At 74.9% G+C, this 15,366-nt stretch carries 16 protein-coding genes and 2 tRNA genes; 8 read left to right on the top strand and 10 right to left on the bottom strand.

Annotated elements, in window-relative coordinates; all coding sequences use genetic code 11:
- Window positions 1-18 precede the first annotated feature (18 nt).
- From ATJ88_RS11380 to ATJ88_RS11395, 4 genes are all read left to right on the top strand, one after another.
- Window positions 19-1,023: an ACP S-malonyltransferase gene (locus tag ATJ88_RS11380; RefSeq protein WP_098463923.1), complete on the top strand. Its 1,005-nt coding sequence runs from the start codon at window positions 19-21 to the stop codon at window positions 1,021-1,023.
- Complete coding sequence (locus ATJ88_RS11385) at window positions 1,020-2,030, top strand: beta-ketoacyl-ACP synthase III (protein WP_211287506.1); 1,011 nt, start codon at window positions 1,020-1,022, stop codon at window positions 2,028-2,030. Before ATJ88_RS11380 ends, ATJ88_RS11385 begins: the two co-directional genes overlap by 4 nt.
- A gap of 103 nt (window positions 2,031-2,133) precedes the next feature.
- Entirely contained in the window at window positions 2,134-2,382 is a 249-nt protein-coding gene (locus tag ATJ88_RS11390) for an acyl carrier protein (protein WP_098463924.1), read from the top strand.
- A gap of 108 nt (window positions 2,383-2,490) precedes the next feature.
- Window positions 2,491-3,735, top strand: coding sequence for a beta-ketoacyl-[acyl-carrier-protein] synthase family protein (locus tag ATJ88_RS11395; RefSeq protein WP_098463925.1), 1,245 nt, complete (start codon window positions 2,491-2,493; stop codon window positions 3,733-3,735).
- Window positions 3,736-3,824: 89 nt separating this feature from the next.
- On the opposite strand, the gene ATJ88_RS11400 is transcribed toward ATJ88_RS11395, so the two are convergent.
- Both ATJ88_RS11400 and def read right to left on the bottom strand, forming a co-directional pair.
- Window positions 3,825-4,325, bottom strand: coding sequence for a DUF3145 domain-containing protein (locus tag ATJ88_RS11400; RefSeq protein WP_098463926.1), 501 nt, complete (start codon window positions 4,323-4,325; stop codon window positions 3,825-3,827).
- 160 nt (window positions 4,326-4,485) lie between these two features.
- Window positions 4,486-4,971, bottom strand: a complete 486-nt coding sequence (def, locus tag ATJ88_RS11405) for a peptide deformylase (RefSeq protein WP_098465296.1) — start codon at window positions 4,969-4,971, stop codon at window positions 4,486-4,488.
- Between the two features lie 99 nt (window positions 4,972-5,070).
- Here def and ATJ88_RS11410 point away from each other — a divergent pair.
- A tRNA-Ile gene (locus ATJ88_RS11410) sits at window positions 5,071-5,147 on the top strand.
- Window positions 5,148-5,174: 27 nt separating this feature from the next.
- On the opposite strand, the gene ATJ88_RS11415 is transcribed toward ATJ88_RS11410, so the two are convergent.
- On the bottom strand, window positions 5,175-5,582 hold the full coding sequence (locus tag ATJ88_RS11415; protein WP_098465297.1) for a DUF4260 family protein: 408 nt from the start codon (window positions 5,580-5,582) through the stop codon (window positions 5,175-5,177).
- A 163-nt stretch (window positions 5,583-5,745) separates the two neighbouring features.
- Between ATJ88_RS11415 and ATJ88_RS11420 the strand changes: the two genes are divergently transcribed.
- Window positions 5,746-6,708, top strand: a complete 963-nt coding sequence (locus ATJ88_RS11420; protein WP_245852367.1) for a DNA-3-methyladenine glycosylase family protein — start codon at window positions 5,746-5,748, stop codon at window positions 6,706-6,708.
- A 75-nt stretch (window positions 6,709-6,783) separates the two neighbouring features.
- Here the strand turns inward: ATJ88_RS11420 and ATJ88_RS11425 are convergent, their stop codons facing one another.
- The gene (locus ATJ88_RS11425) at window positions 6,784-6,957 is read right to left on the bottom strand and encodes a CsbD family protein (RefSeq protein ID WP_098463927.1); all 174 of its coding nucleotides are present in this window, start codon (window positions 6,955-6,957) and stop codon (window positions 6,784-6,786) included.
- 93 nt (window positions 6,958-7,050) lie between these two features.
- On the opposite strand from ATJ88_RS11425, the gene ATJ88_RS11430 reads away from it, so the two are divergent.
- Window positions 7,051-7,560, top strand: coding sequence for a hypothetical protein (locus ATJ88_RS11430; protein WP_098463928.1), 510 nt, complete (start codon window positions 7,051-7,053; stop codon window positions 7,558-7,560).
- A 50-nt stretch (window positions 7,561-7,610) separates the two neighbouring features.
- Window positions 7,611-7,683, top strand: a tRNA-Asn gene (locus tag ATJ88_RS11435).
- Window positions 7,684-7,996: 313 nt separating this feature from the next.
- On the opposite strand, the gene ATJ88_RS11445 is transcribed toward ATJ88_RS11435, so the two are convergent.
- The 6 genes from ATJ88_RS11445 to ATJ88_RS11470 form a co-directional block, all read right to left on the bottom strand.
- The gene (locus ATJ88_RS11445) at window positions 7,997-8,563 is read right to left on the bottom strand and encodes a Dps family protein (RefSeq protein WP_098463930.1); all 567 of its coding nucleotides are present in this window, start codon (window positions 8,561-8,563) and stop codon (window positions 7,997-7,999) included.
- A gap of 83 nt (window positions 8,564-8,646) precedes the next feature.
- Window positions 8,647-10,578: a DNA primase gene (gene dnaG, locus ATJ88_RS11450; protein ID WP_098463931.1), complete on the bottom strand. Its 1,932-nt coding sequence runs from the start codon at window positions 10,576-10,578 to the stop codon at window positions 8,647-8,649.
- 58 nt (window positions 10,579-10,636) lie between these two features.
- Window positions 10,637-11,932: a deoxyguanosinetriphosphate triphosphohydrolase gene (locus tag ATJ88_RS11455; RefSeq protein WP_425432700.1), complete on the bottom strand. Its 1,296-nt coding sequence runs from the start codon at window positions 11,930-11,932 to the stop codon at window positions 10,637-10,639.
- A gap of 119 nt (window positions 11,933-12,051) precedes the next feature.
- Entirely contained in the window at window positions 12,052-12,813 is a 762-nt protein-coding gene (locus ATJ88_RS11460) for a metallophosphoesterase family protein (RefSeq protein WP_098465299.1), read from the bottom strand.
- Window positions 12,814-12,857: 44 nt separating this feature from the next.
- On the bottom strand, window positions 12,858-13,361 hold the full coding sequence (locus ATJ88_RS11465; protein WP_098463933.1) for a mycothiol transferase: 504 nt from the start codon (window positions 13,359-13,361) through the stop codon (window positions 12,858-12,860).
- Window positions 13,362-13,489: 128 nt separating this feature from the next.
- Window positions 13,490-15,361, bottom strand: coding sequence for a glycoside hydrolase family 13 protein (locus ATJ88_RS11470; protein WP_211287507.1), 1,872 nt, complete (start codon window positions 15,359-15,361; stop codon window positions 13,490-13,492).
- Between the last annotated feature and the right edge of the window lie 5 nt (window positions 15,362-15,366).

A 15,366-nucleotide genomic window follows, 5' to 3' on the forward strand; every position in this document is an offset into this window, starting at 1 on the left:
AGGTGGCACCGTGGACCCGTGCTCGCCGTCGTCTGCCCTGGACAGGGCTCTCAGACCCCCGGGATGCTCGCGCCTTGGCTCGAGCTGCCCGGCACCTCCGACCTGCTCGACTCCTTCTCGGCCGCCGCCGGGACGGACCTCGTCCAGCACGGGACCACGTCCGACGCCGAGACGATCCGGGACACCGCGGTGGCCCAGCCGCTCATCGTCTCCGCGTCGCTGCTCGCGCTGCGGGCGATCCTCGACGGACGCCCCACCACGGACGTCGTCGACGTCACCGCGGGCCACTCCGTCGGCGAGCTGGCCGCCGCCGCGGTCGCGGGCGCCCTCGACGACGCCGGGGCCGTCGGCCTCGTGTCCCACCGGGCGCGCGCCATGGCGGAGGCCGCCGCGGCCACCCCGTCCGGCATGAGCGCCGTCGTCGGCGGCGACCCGGACGACGTGCTCGCCGCCATCGAGGCCGCCGGGCTGTTCCCCGCCAACGTCAACGGGGGCGGGCAGGTCGTCGCCGCCGGCTCGCCGGAGGCGCTCGCCGCCCTGGCCGAGCAGCCGCCGACGCGTGCCCGCGTCATCCCGCTGCAGGTCGCCGGCGCGTTCCACACGCCCTACATGGAGTCCGCGCGGGCCGCGTTCGAGAACGTCGCCACGACGTGGCTCGCCACCGACCCGCGCCTGCCGCTGCTGAGCAACGCGGACGGCGCCGCCTACTCCACCCTCGGCGAGGGCGCGCACGGTCACGGCCGCTCCACGGACGTCCTCGCGCGCCTCTCCGCGCAGGTCACCGCCCCGGTCCGCTGGGACCTGTGCCAGGCCACGCTCGCCGAGCTCGGCGTCACCGCGATCCTCGAGCTCGCCCCCGGCGGCGTCCTCGCCGGGCTCGCCAAGCGCTCCCTCAAGGGCGTCGAGCTCGTCGCCGTGAAGTCCCCGGACGACGTCTCGGCCGCGCGCGACCTCGTCGCCCGCCACTCCGTGGCCGCCGGCGCGGGGGCCACGGGCGGGGACGTCGCCCAGGACGAGCAGTGACCGTTCGCAAGGCGCTGCGCCAGGCCGAGCCCGTCCGGTACTCCCGGATCCTCGCGCTCGGTGCGGAGCGCGGCACGGCCACGGTGACGAACGACGACGTCGCCGGACCGATCGACTCCTCCGACGAGTGGATCCGCCAGCGCACGGGCATCGTCACCCGCCGCCGCGCCACGGCCGACGTCGACGTCATCGACCTCGCCGAGGCCGCCGCCCGCCGGGCGCTCGACGCGGCCGGGCTCACCGGCGCCGACGTCGACGTCGTCATCCTGTCGACCATCACCTGGTTCCACCAGACGCCGGCCGGCGCGGCCGTGCTCGCCGACCGGCTCGGGGCCACCCCGGCCGCCGCCTACGACGTCTCCGCCGCCTGCGCGGGCTACTCGTACGGCATCGCCCAGGCCGACGCCCTCGTGCGCTCGGGCGCCGCACGCCACGTGCTCGTCGTCGGCGCGGAGAAGCTCAGCGACTTCGTCGACCCGACCGACCGCACCATCTCGTTCCTCCTCGGGGACGGGGCCGGCGCGGCCGTCGTCGGCCCGTCGGACACCCCCGGCATCGGCCCGACCGTGTGGGGCTCCGACGGCTCCCGCGCCCAGGCGATCCGGCAGACCCACCCCTGGTCCGACCTGCGCGGCGACCCGGACGCAGGGTTCGCCACCATGCGCCAGGACGGCCAGACCGTCTTCAAGTGGGCCAGCTTCCAGATGGCACCCATCGCCGCGAAGGCGATGGCGGACGCCGGGGTGGAGCCCGAGGACATCCAGGCGTTCGTCCCGCACCAGGCGAACATGCGCATCATCGACCAGATGATCAAGCAGCTCCGGCTGCCCGAGTCGGTGGTCGTGGCCCGCGACATCGCGGACACCGGCAACACGTCGGCCGCGTCCATCCCGCTGGCCGCGCACCGCCTCCTCGCCGAGGGACAGGTGTCCTCCGGCGACCTCGCGCTGCAGATCGGCTTCGGTGCCGGTCTGGTCTACGCGGCCCAGGTGGTCGTCCTGCCGTGACGAAGGCCCCGTAGAGTCCGAACCCGGTGGTGCGCGAGAATCGCACTGCCAGCCCGACCCGGTGCCGGACGCCCGGCACCCAGTTCAAGGAGAGAGCAACCCCATGGCTTACACCGCAACCGAGATCCTCGAGGGCCTCGCCGAGATCGTCGCCGAGGAGACCGGCCTGCCCACCGACGCCGTCGCGTCGGAGAAGTCGTTCACGGACGACCTCGACATCGACTCGCTGTCGATGATGACGATCGTCACCCACGCCGAGGACAAGTTCGGCGTCCGCATCCCGGACGACGAGGTCAAGAACCTCACCACCGTCGGCGACGCCGTCTCCTTCATCGAGGGCGCCCAGGCCTGACCCGGCCTGCCCGGTGCGGGGGCGAACCGGGCCGTCCGGCCCCGCCCCCGCACCGCCGGGTCCGTCCCGGTCGTCCGCCGTCCTTCCGCACCCCCCAGGAGCACCACCATGACTGCCTCGCGCGACGTCGTCGTCACCGGCCTCGGAGCCACCACCCCGCTCGCCGGGGACGCCCCCTCGACGTGGGCGGCCGCGCTCGCCGGTGAGTCCGGCGCGCGCACGATGGACAACGACTGGTCGGAGAAGTACGGCATCCCCGTCACCTTCGCGGCGACGATCAAGGTCGACCCGTCCGAGGTGCTGGCGCGCCCCGAGATCAAGCGGATGGACCCCTCCGCCCAGTACGCGATGATCGCCGCCCGGGAGGCCTGGCAGGACGCCGGCGCCCCCGAGGTCGACGGCGAGCGGCTCGGCGCCGTCGTGTCGTCCGGCATCGGCGGCATCTGGACCACCCTGGACGGCTGGGACGTGCTGCGCGAGCGGGGCGCCCGCCGCGTGCTGCCCATGACCGTCCCCATGCTGATGCCGAACTCCCCCGTCGCGTACGTCTCCCTGGAGTTCGGTGCGCAGGCCGGCGCCCACTCCCTGGTCAGCGCCTGCGCGTCGGGCGCCGAGGCCATCGGCTACGGCATCGACATGATCCGCAACGGCCGCGCCGACGTCGTCGTGTGCGGCGGCACCGAGGCGACCATCCACCCGATGCCGATCGCCGCGTTCTGCGCGTCGCGCACCCTGTCGCTGCGCAACGACGACCCGGCGGGCGCGTCGCGCCCCTACGACGTCGACCGTGACGGGTTCGTCATCGGCGAGGGCGCCGCCGTGCTCGTCCTGGAGTCCGCCGAGCACGCCGCCGCCCGCGGCGCCCGCGTGTACGCCAAGCTCTCCGGCCTCGGACTGTCGTCCGACGCCTACCACATCACGTCCCCCGACCCGGACGGCAAGGGGCAGGTCGCCGCGATGCGCCGCGCGCTCGCCGACGCCGGGGTGGAGGGCCGCGACGTCGTGCACGTCAACGCCCACGCCACGTCCACGAAGGTCGGCGACCTCACCGAGACGCGCTCCATCCGCACCGTCCTCGGCTCGGAGACCGACCACGTCCGGCTCTCCGCCACGAAGTCGATGACCGGCCACCTCCTCGGCGGGGCGGGTGCCCTGGAGACGCTGTTCGCGGTCAAGGCCGTGCACGAGCGCCTCGCGCCCCCGACGATCAACGTCGCCAACCCCGACCCGGAGCTGCAGGTGCCGCTCGTGCGCGACACCCCCGAGAAGCTGCCCGACGGCGACATCGCCGCGATCAACAACTCGTTCGGGTTCGGCGGGCACAACGTGGCCCTGGTCGTCACCAACGCCTGACGCCCCCCGCACGACGGCGCCCCACCGGCCGCGAGAGATCGCGGCCGGTGGGGCGCCGTCGTCGTACCCCAGGAAGGACGGGGACCGGGCTACCCGACCCGGTGGAGCCAGCGCACGGGGGCGCCCGCCCCCGCGTACCGGAAGGGCTCGAGCTCGTCGTCCCACGCCGTGCCGAGCGCCAGGTCCATGGCGTCCCGCAGGGCGCGCGGGTCGTGCGTCTGCTCCATGGCCGCGCGCACGCGGTCCTCGGGCACGACGACGTTCCCGTGCACGTCCGTCATGGCGTGGAAGATGCCGAGGTCGGGGGTGTGGGACCAGCGGGCGCCGTCGGCTCCGTGGCTGGCCTCCTCGGTGACCTCGTAGCGCAGGTGGTCCCACCCGCGCAGGGCCGAGGCGAGCCGCGCGCCCGTGCCCTGAGCGCCCTGCCACGAGTGCTCGGCACGGTACAGGCCCCGTGCCGCGGGCTGGGGCGTCCAGTCCAGCGCGACGTCTCCGCCCAGCACTCCTGCGGCCGCCCACTCGAGGTGGGGGCACAGCGCGCGCGGGGCGGAGTGCACGAAGAGCACACCGCGTGTGATGGCACCGGCCATGTTGTCCTCCCTGGGTGTCGAGGTCCGTCTTCCCCTACGTCCTCGAGCTCCACGAAGTTCCAGGTCAGCGCGTCGCAGCGGCGTGTCGTCTTGCGTCCTGGGTCACATACTCCACGAAGACACCGACACGCGCGACAGCGATTCGGACATTTGAGCCTCCTCAGAGGCGCTCGCGCAGCTCCCGCATCGCCTTCTTGCGCACCGAGCGCTCCAGCCGGTCCAGGTACAGCCTGCCGTCCAGGTGGTCGCACTCGTGCTGCAGGCAGCGCGCCATGAGGTCCGTACCCTCCACCACCACGGGCTTGCCGTCGAGGTCGATCCCCTCCACGCGGGCGTACCAGGACCGCACCGTCGGGTAGAACAGGCCCGGCACCGACAGGCAGCCCTCGTCGCCGTCCTGCGTCTCCTCGGACAGGTCCACGATCCGCGGGTTCAGCACGTACCCGATCTCGTCGTCCACGTTCCAGGAGAACGCCCGCAGGTTCACGCCGATCTGGTTGGCGGCGAGCCCGGCCCGACCGTCCGCGTCGACGGTCTCCAGCAGGTCCTCGACCAGACCCTTGACCTTGTCGTCGATTCGGACGATCTCGTCGCAGGCCGTCCGCAGGACGGGATCGGGCACCACTCGGATCTCTCGCATCGCCATGCCCGGCATTCTTCCACGCCGCGACCCTGACCTGCGGACCGGCAGGTCACTCCGGGCGTGACGCTGCGCACGACACCCGTTCCGGTAGGCTCGCGCCGCGCCCCGTTAGCTCAGCTGGTCAGAGCAGTCGACTCATAATCGATCGGTCGCGGGTTCAAGTCCTGCACGGGGCACCACCGCGCGCCACCACGCGGACGAGCGCGTCAGCGCTCCCCCACGGGGCCGGCGTCCGGGACCGCGCGCTCCCGGCCGATCCGCCCCAGGTGTGTGTGGGTGAAGTCCTCCATCTTGAGCCCGTAGCCCAGCGCCCGGTCGACGGCGACGTGGAACGCCCAGCACGCCGCGAGGAGCGCGACCCAGCCGACGTCGTGGCCTGCGAGCAGCAGGGCGAGGTAGACCGTCACCACCACGGCCGGGCCCGTGTAGCTGTGCACGGCGTTGTAGCCGATCGCCCCGGCGCGCGGCCCGCGCAGGTAGCCGAGCGCGGAGAGGTCGAACAGCAGGAACGCCGCCAGCAGCGCCCACCAGGGCTGGTCGGCGGCGACCGTGGCGACGACGACCGCCACGGCGACCGCCCCGTTCTCGACACGCTGGATCGTGGTGACCGTCATGGCTCCCATGCTGCCCGCCGCGCGGTCCCGGCGGAACCCCGGGTCGGCGGCCCTCCTGCGGCACGGCACCCCCGCCGAGGTGCGGTCCGGGCCGCGGCACGGCCGGACCCGACCTGACACGCGTCGGACTCGACCACGACGGCCGCGTGCGTAGCCTGAGGGCATGGCGCCGCCCGTCGACCCGCACGACACCGGTGACGCGCGCCCGCCCACCGCCGACGTCGTGCACACGTGGCGGCCCGACCACCCGACCGACGTGGTCACGACGCTCGCGCCCCTGCGGCGGGGCCGCCGCGACCCGACGCACCAGGTGGCGGGCCGCGCGGTGTGGCGGACCACCCTCACCGACGCCGGGCCCGCGACGACGCTCCTGACGCCGGGCGACGACGGCACGATCACGTGCCGCGCCTGGGGCGAGGGTGCGCGCGCCGCCGTCGGGCTCGCGCCGGACCTGTGCGGCGCGAGCGACGACCCGACGGGGTTCGCCCCGGACCTGCCGCTGCTCGCCGACCTGCACCGTCGGTACCCCGCCGTCCGGGTGCCGCGCAGCGGGCGGGTGCTGGAGGCGCTGGTGCCCGCGATCATCGAGCAGCGCGTCATCGGCGTCCAGGCGCAGGCCGGGTGGCGGCAGCTGGTGGCACGGTTCGGCACCCCGGCCCCGGGCCCGACGCCCGTCCCGATGCGGGTGGTGCCGTCGGCGCGCCAGTGGGCCCGGCTGCCGGTGTGGGAGTGGCACCGGGCCGGGATCGACCCGGGCCGGGCCCGCACGGTGACGCGGTGCGCCGAGGTCGCGCCGAGCCTCGAGCGGCTGGCCGCGCTGGCGCCACCGGAGGCCGCCGTGCGGATGATGTCGCTGCCCGGCGTGGGCGTCTGGACGGCGGCCGAGGTCGGTCAGCGGGCCCTGGGCGACGCCGACGCCCTGTCCGTCGGGGACTTCCACCTGGCACGCGTGGTCGGGCAGGTGCTCGCGGGTCGTCCGTTCGACGACGCGGAGATGGTCGCGACGCTGGAACCGTACCGCCCGCACCGCGGCCGGGTCGTGCGGCTGCTGGAGGTGGGCGGCCTGTGGGACGCCGTGCCGCGCCGGTCGCCGCGGCCCACGTTCGTCGACCACCGGCGCCACTGAGCCGAACTCGGCGACGCTGCCCGGGCGCACGACGGGGCGGCACCGTCGCGCGGTGCCGCCCCGTGATCGTGGCTGCTACTTCTTGAAGGCGTCCCGGACGTCGTCGCCGGCCTGCTTGATGTTGGCGGCCGACTGGTCGGCCTGACCTTCGGCCTCGAGCCGCTCGTTGTCGGTCGCCTTGCCGGTGGTCTCCTTGACCTTGCCGACGGCCTCCTCGGCCTTGTGCTTGGCCTTGTCACCGATGCTCATGGGCAACCTCCTCGTTCTCGGGTACCTGTCGACGCTATCCCCGGGCAACCCTGCACGCATCTGCAAGGGGGTCCCGCCGGTACGGTGGGCTGCATGCCCGCCCGTCGTACCCCCCGCGTCGTCCGCAGCGCCGTGCCGGTCACCGGCCCGGAGAAGATCCTCGCGGGCGCCGAGCTCGCCGACGGCCGCTGGGCCGTCGCCACCACCGCTGACCTCGCGGTCGTCCTCGCACCGCCCGGCAACGGCCTCACGCTGCGCCGCCCGTGGTGCGACGTCGACCGGGCGGCGTTCGACCCGCACCGGTCGGTGGTCGTCGTCGAGTGGGTGGACGCGACGCCCGCCCTGACGCTCCCGCTGGCCGACGCGACCGCGACGAACCTGCCCGCCGTCGTGCACGAGCGGGTCCTGCGCTCCGTCGTCCTGGCCGAGACCGTGACGGTCCCCACGGGCACCGTGAAGGTCGCCGTGCGGCGTGACCGTGACGGCTCGCTGTTCTCGCAGGCGGTCGCCGGGCAGGGCGTGGACCTGGCAGATCACGCCGTCGCGGACGTGGTGGACGCCACGGAGTCGAGGCTCCGGGAGGCGTGCGGACTACCCCTGTAGACCTGGTACTGTTATCTCCGGTTCGAGGCGCGCAGAGCGCAGCGAAACGATCCCGCGTAGCTCAGCTGGCAGAGCATCCGACTGTTAATCGGACGGTCGTTGGTTCAAGTCCAACCGCGGGAGCTCTACCCGGAGGCCCGGTGACTCGCTCGAGTCACCGGGCCTTCGTCGTGCGGTGGAGGGACGTCCCGGGCGAGGCCGGTCCTGCGCCAGAATCCTCCCGTGACGCACGTGACCCCGAGCACCGTCGCGCGGCTGGAGGGCAGCCCGACGAACGCGGCACTGCTCGCGGGCGCCGCCGTCGACGGCTCGCTGTGGGAGCCGCCGGCCGACCCCGCGCTCCACCCGTCGAGCAACCGCTGGGCCGAGGCCGTCGCCCGGCGGGCGGTGCGCCAGGAGCCCCTCGGCACGCGGTGGGGTCGTCAGCCCGGCGTGCTCATCCGGCCTCGCGCGCCGCGCGGGCGGCGTCGACCTCGGTCGTGGCGCCCGACGTCGACAGCTCGCCGGCCGACGACTCCAGGTGGGCGCGCACGAACCAGTGGAACTGCTCCAGCTCGCGCAGGTTGCCGATGAGCAGGTCGTTGGTGACGTCGTCGAGCTCCGCCGTGGCGTCGGCGGCGGCGCGGTGCGCCGTGATGACGCCCTGGTAGACCTCGTCGAGCGCGCCCAGGTGCTCGATGGTGGTGGCGCGTCCCAGGCTGTAGTCCTCCCAGGTGCGGGCCGCGACCAGCGCTCCGGGGGTGCCGACCGGCTCGCCGCCGAGCGTCGCGATGCGCTCGGCGACGTCGTCGGCCATGAGGCGCACGGCGTCGACCTGCGGGTCGAGCATCTCGTGGACGGCGATGAAGTGCGGTCCGACGACGTTCCAGTGCACGTGCTTGAGGGTGAGGTGCAGGTCCGTCAGCGAGTTGAGCCGGTCCTGGAGGATGGCGGCGACCTTCGCGCCGTCCTCGGGGGTGAGGGACGGGACGGTGTAGGTGGGCAGGTTCTTGCCGGTGGGCATCACGAACTCCTTCGACGGGACGTCTCCCCATCGTGTCCGTGCGCGGCGCGCACCGCGACCGGAGCGCCGCGCGGGCGACGCGGTCAGACGCTCTCGCGGAGCCGACGCCGCTCGGCCTCGATGGTGAGGAGCTCGGAGAACGCCTCCTGGTAGCCGCCCGGGTCGGCGGCAGGGTCGAGGCGCTGCACGCGGCTCTTGGCGTCGGCGATGCGACGCGTGAGGCCGAGGTCGGCGACCTTGCGCACGACGTCGGCGACGTACGCGGCGATCGCGGACTCGCGGTCCTCCGGCACGGGTGCGACCGACAGCTCGGTGACCAGCGGCGCGACGGCGTCCCCGGCCTCGGTGACGACGGCCTCCACCCAGCGCCCGCCACCGAGCCCGGCACCGGTGGTCACTCCCCCGGCGGCGCGGACGGCGGCGTGCACGGCCCGCCAGGCGGGGGTGGCGAACGCGTCGGCGCCGAGGTCGTCGAACGTGACCGGTACGTGCTGCGGGTACTGCAGGACGACGACGAGCGCGAGCCGCTCGATGCGGGCGACCGGGGCGGACGGGTCGGGCGCGGCGAGCACCGGACCGCTCGTCGCGGCCTGGTCGGACGGCGCGGGACGCTCGTCGACGCGCCGCGCCGGGGTGCCGCGCGTCGACGAGCGTCCGACCTCCCGGCGCACCTCCTCCGGGTCGAGGCCGATCCAGCGGGCGAGGTTGCGCGTGTACCCGAGCTGCATCGACCGGTCGCGGATGCCCGCCACCAGCGGCGCGGCCGAGCGCAGCGCGCCGACGCGTCCCTCGACGGTGTCGAGGTCGAACTCGCGCAGGGTGGTGCGGATGACGAACTCGAACAGCGGCACGCGGCCGTCGACCAGCGCGCGCACCGCCTCGGGTCCGCGGGCCATGCGCAGGTCGCACGGGTCCATGCCGCTCGGCTCCACCGCGACGAACGTCTGCGCGTGGAACCGCTGGTCCTCGCCGAAGGCGCGGATCGCGGCCTTCTGCCCGGCGGCGTCGCCGTCGAACGTGAAGATGACCTCGCCGCCGAGCGACGCCCCGGACGCGAGCTGGAGCCCGCCCCCGGCGGTGGTGTCACCGAGGAGCCGGCGCACCACCTTCGCGTGGTCACCGCCGAACGCGGTACCGCACGTCGCCACGGCGACGTCCACGCCCGACAGGTGCGCGGCCATCACGTCGGTGTACCCCTCGACGATGACGACCCGCTTCGACTGCGCGATCGCACGCTTGGCGAGGTCGATGCCGTAGAGCACCTGCGCCTTCTTGTAGAGCGTGGTCTCGGGGGTGTTGAGGTACTTGGGGCCCTGGTCGGACTCGAACAGGCGACGCGCGCCGAACCCGATGACGGCACCCGTCACGTCGCGGATCGGCCACACGAGACGCCCGCGGAACCGGTCGTAGACGCCGCGCTGCCCCTGGCTGACCAGCCCGGACGCGATGAGCTCCGGCTGCGTGAAGCCCCGGCCCTGGAGGTGCCGCATGAGCGAATCCCACCCGGTGGGCGCGAACCCGACGCCGAACGTCTCCGCGTCGGCGCGCTCGAAGCTGCGCTCCGCGAGGAACGCCCGCGCGGCCGGGGCGTCCGGCCCGAACAGCTGCTCGGCGTAGAACTCCGCGGCGACCCGGTGCGCCTCCAGCAGCCGCTGGCGGCGGCCCGGCTCCTCGCGCGGACCACGCTGCGCCGCCGCGCCCGTGCGGGAGTCCTCGTAGCGGAGCTGGATGCCGACCTGCGCCGCCAGGTGCTCCACGGCGTCCGTGAAGCCCATGCCGTCGATCTTCTGCACGAACGAGATGACGTCGCCGCCCTCGCCGCAGCCGAAGCAGTGCCAGCGCCCCACACCGGGACGGACGTGGAACGACGGGGACCGCTCGTCGTGGAACGGGCACAGACCCTTGAGCGAACCCACCCCGGCGGGCTTCAGCGTGACGTGCGCCCCGACGACCTCGTCGATCCGCGCGCGCTCACGGACCGCCTCCACGTCCTCCCGCTTGATGAGCCCAGCCACGTGCGCAGTCTAGATCCCGACGGGCCCCTCCGGACGCGCCCCGGAAGGGCGCGAGGAGTCAGTCGCGGCCGAGCAGGCGGGCGTGCAGCTGGGTGGCCGACACGTCCGTGAGGGACGCCACCTGGTCCACCACGACACGCAGCCGCGCCGCGTCGTCGGCGGCCTCGCGCCAGTCCGCCGCGAACTGCGGCTCCAGCGCCACCGGCGCCCGGTCGCTCAGCACGTCGACGAGGTCCGCGACGATCTCCCGCTGCGCCGTGTACAGCGGCTCCGCCTCGCGCGGCGCCATGACGTACGCCACCGCGACGCCCTTGAGGGCCAGGATCTCCTCGGCCGTCTCGTCCGGCACCACGAGCCGCGCCGAGTACCGGGTGAGCGGCCCGTCGCCGTACCGCTCCCGCGTCGCGCGCTGGGCGGCGCCGCTGAACCGGCCGATGAGCTGGCTGGTGGCGTCCTTGAGGGCCGCGAGCGCCCGGCGCGACCCGTCGTACTCGGTGACGAGGTAGCCGGTGTCCCGCAGCCGGCACAGGGCGGCGTCGAGGGCGTCGGGGTCGTGCCAGTCGCCGTACCAGGCGCGCACATGCTCGACGACGCGGGACCGCTCCTCGGCGTCGTCGAGGACCCGCAGGTCGAGGCGGCTGCCCACGACGGCGTCCTCCACGTCGTGCACGGAGTAGCTGATGTCGTCGGCGAGGTCCATGACCTGCGCCTCCATGCACCGCACTCCCCCGGCGGGCGCGCCCTCGCGCAGCCAGGTGTACACCTCGGTGTCGTCCGGGTAGACGCCGAACTTGTGGGTGGGGCGGCCGTCGGGGCGGGCGGGGCCGTCGCCGAGCCGCCACGGGTACTTCACGCTGGCGTCGAGGGAGGCGCGGGTGAGGTTGAGGCCGCGGGGTGCGCCGTCGTCGGCGACGATCTTGGGTTCGAGGCGGGTGAGCAGGCGCAGGGTCTGCGCGTTGCCCTCGAAGCCGCCGATGTCGCCCGCGAGCTCGGCGAGCGCCCGTTCGCCGTTGTGGCCGAACGGCGGGTGGCCGATGTCGTGGGTGAGGCAGGCGGTGTCGACGAGGTCGGGGTCGCAGCCGAGCGCGCGGCCCATCTCGCGGCCGACCTGCGCGACCTCGAGGGAGTGCGTGAGGCGGGTGCGGACGAAGTCGTCGCTGCCCGGGGTGAGGACCTGCGTCTTCGCGCCGAGGCGGCGCAGCCCGGACGAGTGGACCACGCGGGCCCGGTCCCGCTCGAACGGGGTGCGGTCCTTCGACTTCGGGGGCTCGAAGTGCCAACGTTCGACGTCGTGGTCGCCGTAGGACGGGGTGCCCCGCTCGCCGGGGGCGGGGCGCGGACCGGTGCCGACCACGGTGGGGTCGAACGCGTCCTGCGAGAACGTCTGCACGGGCGAAGCCTAGCGGCGCGGTCCGACGCCGCGGTGCGCGGGCCCACGGTCGTCGGCGGCTCGGCCCACGCGGTCCCGCCGGCTCAGCCTGCGGGGTCGGACGCCTGCTGCAGCCCGCGGTACACGGCGGTGCGCAGCTCCCCCTCCCACGGGGCGTACTGCGGCATCCCGACGGCGCGGGCGGCGGCGAGCTCCGCCTCGACGTCGTAGGGGACGCGCACGTGCGTGATGCCGAACGGTGCCGGGTCCGCGGAGCCCGGCACGCCCTCGAGGACCGCGTACGACGGCGTCGGCTCGTCGAGCGGGTTGCCGACGCTGCCCGTGTTGAACAGGGTGCGGCCGCGGAACGTCTCCAGGTAGGCGTCGTGCACGTCGCCGTACCCGACGACGTCCGGGGCCGGGCCGGGACCGGTCAGCTCCGTGGTGGCGAACATCCCCGCGAACTCCTCCGGGGTGTGGTGGAAGAACACCCGGGTGTGCACGCTCGCCGCCGAGGCGTGGAACAGCCGCACCCGTCGTCCGGAGAGCAGCAGGTCGTGGCACAGCGGCTTGCCGGCCAGCCAGTCCCGCTGGTCGGGGCGGAGCTCGTCGCGCCACCACACCATCTCGGCGGGGCCGTCGTCGCGGATCTGCGGCAGGAAGTCGTCCCAGTTGCCACGCACGTCGACCTCGCACACCTCGCGCAGCCGGTCGACCACGGCGCTGCCGCGCGGCCCCTTGCCCGCGTCGTCGCCGAGGTTGAGCACGCGGGAGATGCCGCGCTCACGGATGTCCGCCAGGACGGCCTCCAGCGCGGTGAGGTTGCCGTGGACGTCGGAGATGACGGCGATCCGTTCGGTGGCCACGGGCCGATGCTCCCACAGCGGCGCCCGGTCCGGCCGCACCGCCGTCAGCGGCGATCGACCAGGCCGCGCAGGTAGGCGGCCTGCGCCGCGTGCTCCAGCGCGTCCACCGCGGCACTGACGAGCCGCACCCCGAGCGTGACCGGCGGGTCCCAGCGGCGGTCCACCACGACGTCGAGGTCGGCATCGTCCAGGCCGTCCAGCGCCCCGGTCACGGCGTCCCCGACGGCATCGACGTAGCCCAGCAGCAGCTCGCCGGGCACCCGGACCCGGGCCACGTCCTCGGGCGCGTGCCCGTAGCCGGAGTCGTCGGGGCCGAACGGCAGCCCGAACCGGTCGGCCCACCCGTCGGTCCACACCTGGTCGCGGCCGACGGCGGCCGCCACCTGGAGGTCGGTCCCCCGGGCCAGGTGCCAGACGAGCCACGCGACGGAGTTCGCGCCGGGGTCGGGCCGCCACGCGAGCGCGTCGTCGTCCAGGCCGCGCACGGCCCGGTGCACCGTGGGCCCGATGCGGGAGTACAGGTCCTGCAGCACCGCGACGCCGTCCATCGTCACCTCCGTCCGCGGTCGGCCGGGCGCCGCCGCCGTCCCACCATCGCCCGCGCCCCGAGCGACCGCGACCCGACGCCGGCGGCTCCGCCCCAGCGTGGCCAAGCCCTCGGGGCCGTCGCAGCGGGTCAGGCGAGCCGGACCACCGCGACGCCCGGGCCGTCCCCGGCGACCCGCAGGCCGTCGGCACCGGCGGTGACGGGGAGGTCCCCGTACAGCGTCTCGGGCTGGGCGCCGGGCGCGAGGAGCCGCCCGGGCAGGGTGATCCCCGCCCACGGGGCGCGGGCCACCACGACGAGCACCCGCTCGCCCGGCGACTCGCGCAGGAACACCACGGCGTCGTCGTCGACCACGGCCCAGCGCATCCCGCCGTCGCGCAGCGCCGAGGACCCGCGGCGCACGGCCGCGAGCCGCCGGTACACGTCCAGGGTGGCGGCGTCCCAGCGCGGCCCGCCGCCGGCGGCCTGGTCCCAGGCCATCGTGGTGCGGGCGTGCTCGCCGTTGTCCCCGGTGGCGCCGACCTCGTCGCCCGCGAACACGACGGGCGTGCCCGGGTAGGTGAGCAGCAGCGTCACGGCGGCCTCGACGGCGTCGGGCCCGACGACGGTGCGCAGCCGCGGCGTGTCGTGGGAGCCGAGCATGTTCCACTGCCGGGCCGTGACCGACCACGGCACGGCGGCGTCGAAGTCCCGCATGGCGGCGACCATCGCGGACCCGGGGCGGCGCACGCCGGTGACGGGCAGGCCGTGCGCCGCGACCGGGGAGCCGTCGACGGCGAGCCACGACCACACGGGTCGCGTGAACCCCGTGTAGTTCATGTTGGCGTGCCAGCCGCCCGCCAGGAGGTCGGTGGTGGCGTCGTGGAAGTGCTCGGCGATCAGCGCGGCGTCGGGGTTCTCGGCCGCGACGGCGGCGCGCAGGGTGCGGGCGACGGCGTGGGTGCGGTCCTCGCTCCCCCACCGGCCCGTCATGTTGGCGACGTCCACCCGCCACCCGTCGAGCCGGAACGGGGGCCGCAGGTACCGGCCGATCGGGGCGTCGGGACCGCTGACCATGCGGTGCCACGTCTCGTCCGCGGACCAGTCCAGCTTGGGCAGCGACCCGTACCCCAGCCAGGACGCGTACCCCTGGCCGTCGGGCGAGGTCGACACGTCCGCGCGGCCGGGCTCGGCCCACACGTACAGGTCGCGCTCCGGGGCGGCCCGGTCCGCGAGCGCCCGCGTGAACCACTCGTGGCCGGCGCCGGTGTGGTTGGTGGTGATGTCGCCCATGAGCCGCATCCCGCGGGCGTGGACGGCCGCGGCGAGGCGCGCGTAGGCGTCGTCGCCGCCGAGCAGGGGGTCGACGGCGGCGAACGTGGAGGCGTCGTAGCGGTGGTTGGAGCGGCCCGGGAACACGGGCGTGAGGTACAGGGTGCCGACGCCGAGGTCGGCGAGGTGGTCGAGGTGCTCGACGATGCCGTCGAGGTCACCGCCGTAGTACTGGGTGCCGGCCAGGGGTCCGTCGCCGGCGGGCTCGTCGTCCCACGCGGCGGGCACCGCCCAGTCGGGCACGGGCCGGGCGTCCGCGGCGGCGGACCGGGCGAAGCGGTCGGGGAACACCTGGTAGACGAGGCCGTCGCCGAGCCAGGCGGGTGCCGGGTCGTGGGTGGTGAGCCGGAAGCTGGCGGCGTCCGGCACCTCGCGGGCGTGCACGCCGCGCCCGTCGAGCCAGCGGTAGCCGCCGGGACCGTCCAGGAGGAACCGGTAGGGCGTGACGGGGTTGTGGACCTCGACCTCGGCGACGTAGGTGTCCTCGCCGTCCGGGCCGACGCCGTCGGGCACGGCCTGCGCGAGGCGGGGCTCGCCGTCGCGCACCGTGCGCAGCCAGACACCGGCGACGCCCGCCGCCCGGGGCACGCGCACCCTCACGGGCACGCGGTCCCCGGGCGCGGGCGTCCCGGCCGGGACGTGGAGCGCGGAGCCGTCGTGGTGCGGCTGGTCGAGCAGGTGGGAGGTCATGCTGT

The organism is Isoptericola jiangsuensis, from assembly GCF_002563715.1.
Taxonomy (GTDB): domain Bacteria; phylum Actinomycetota; class Actinomycetes; order Actinomycetales; family Cellulomonadaceae; genus Isoptericola; species Isoptericola jiangsuensis.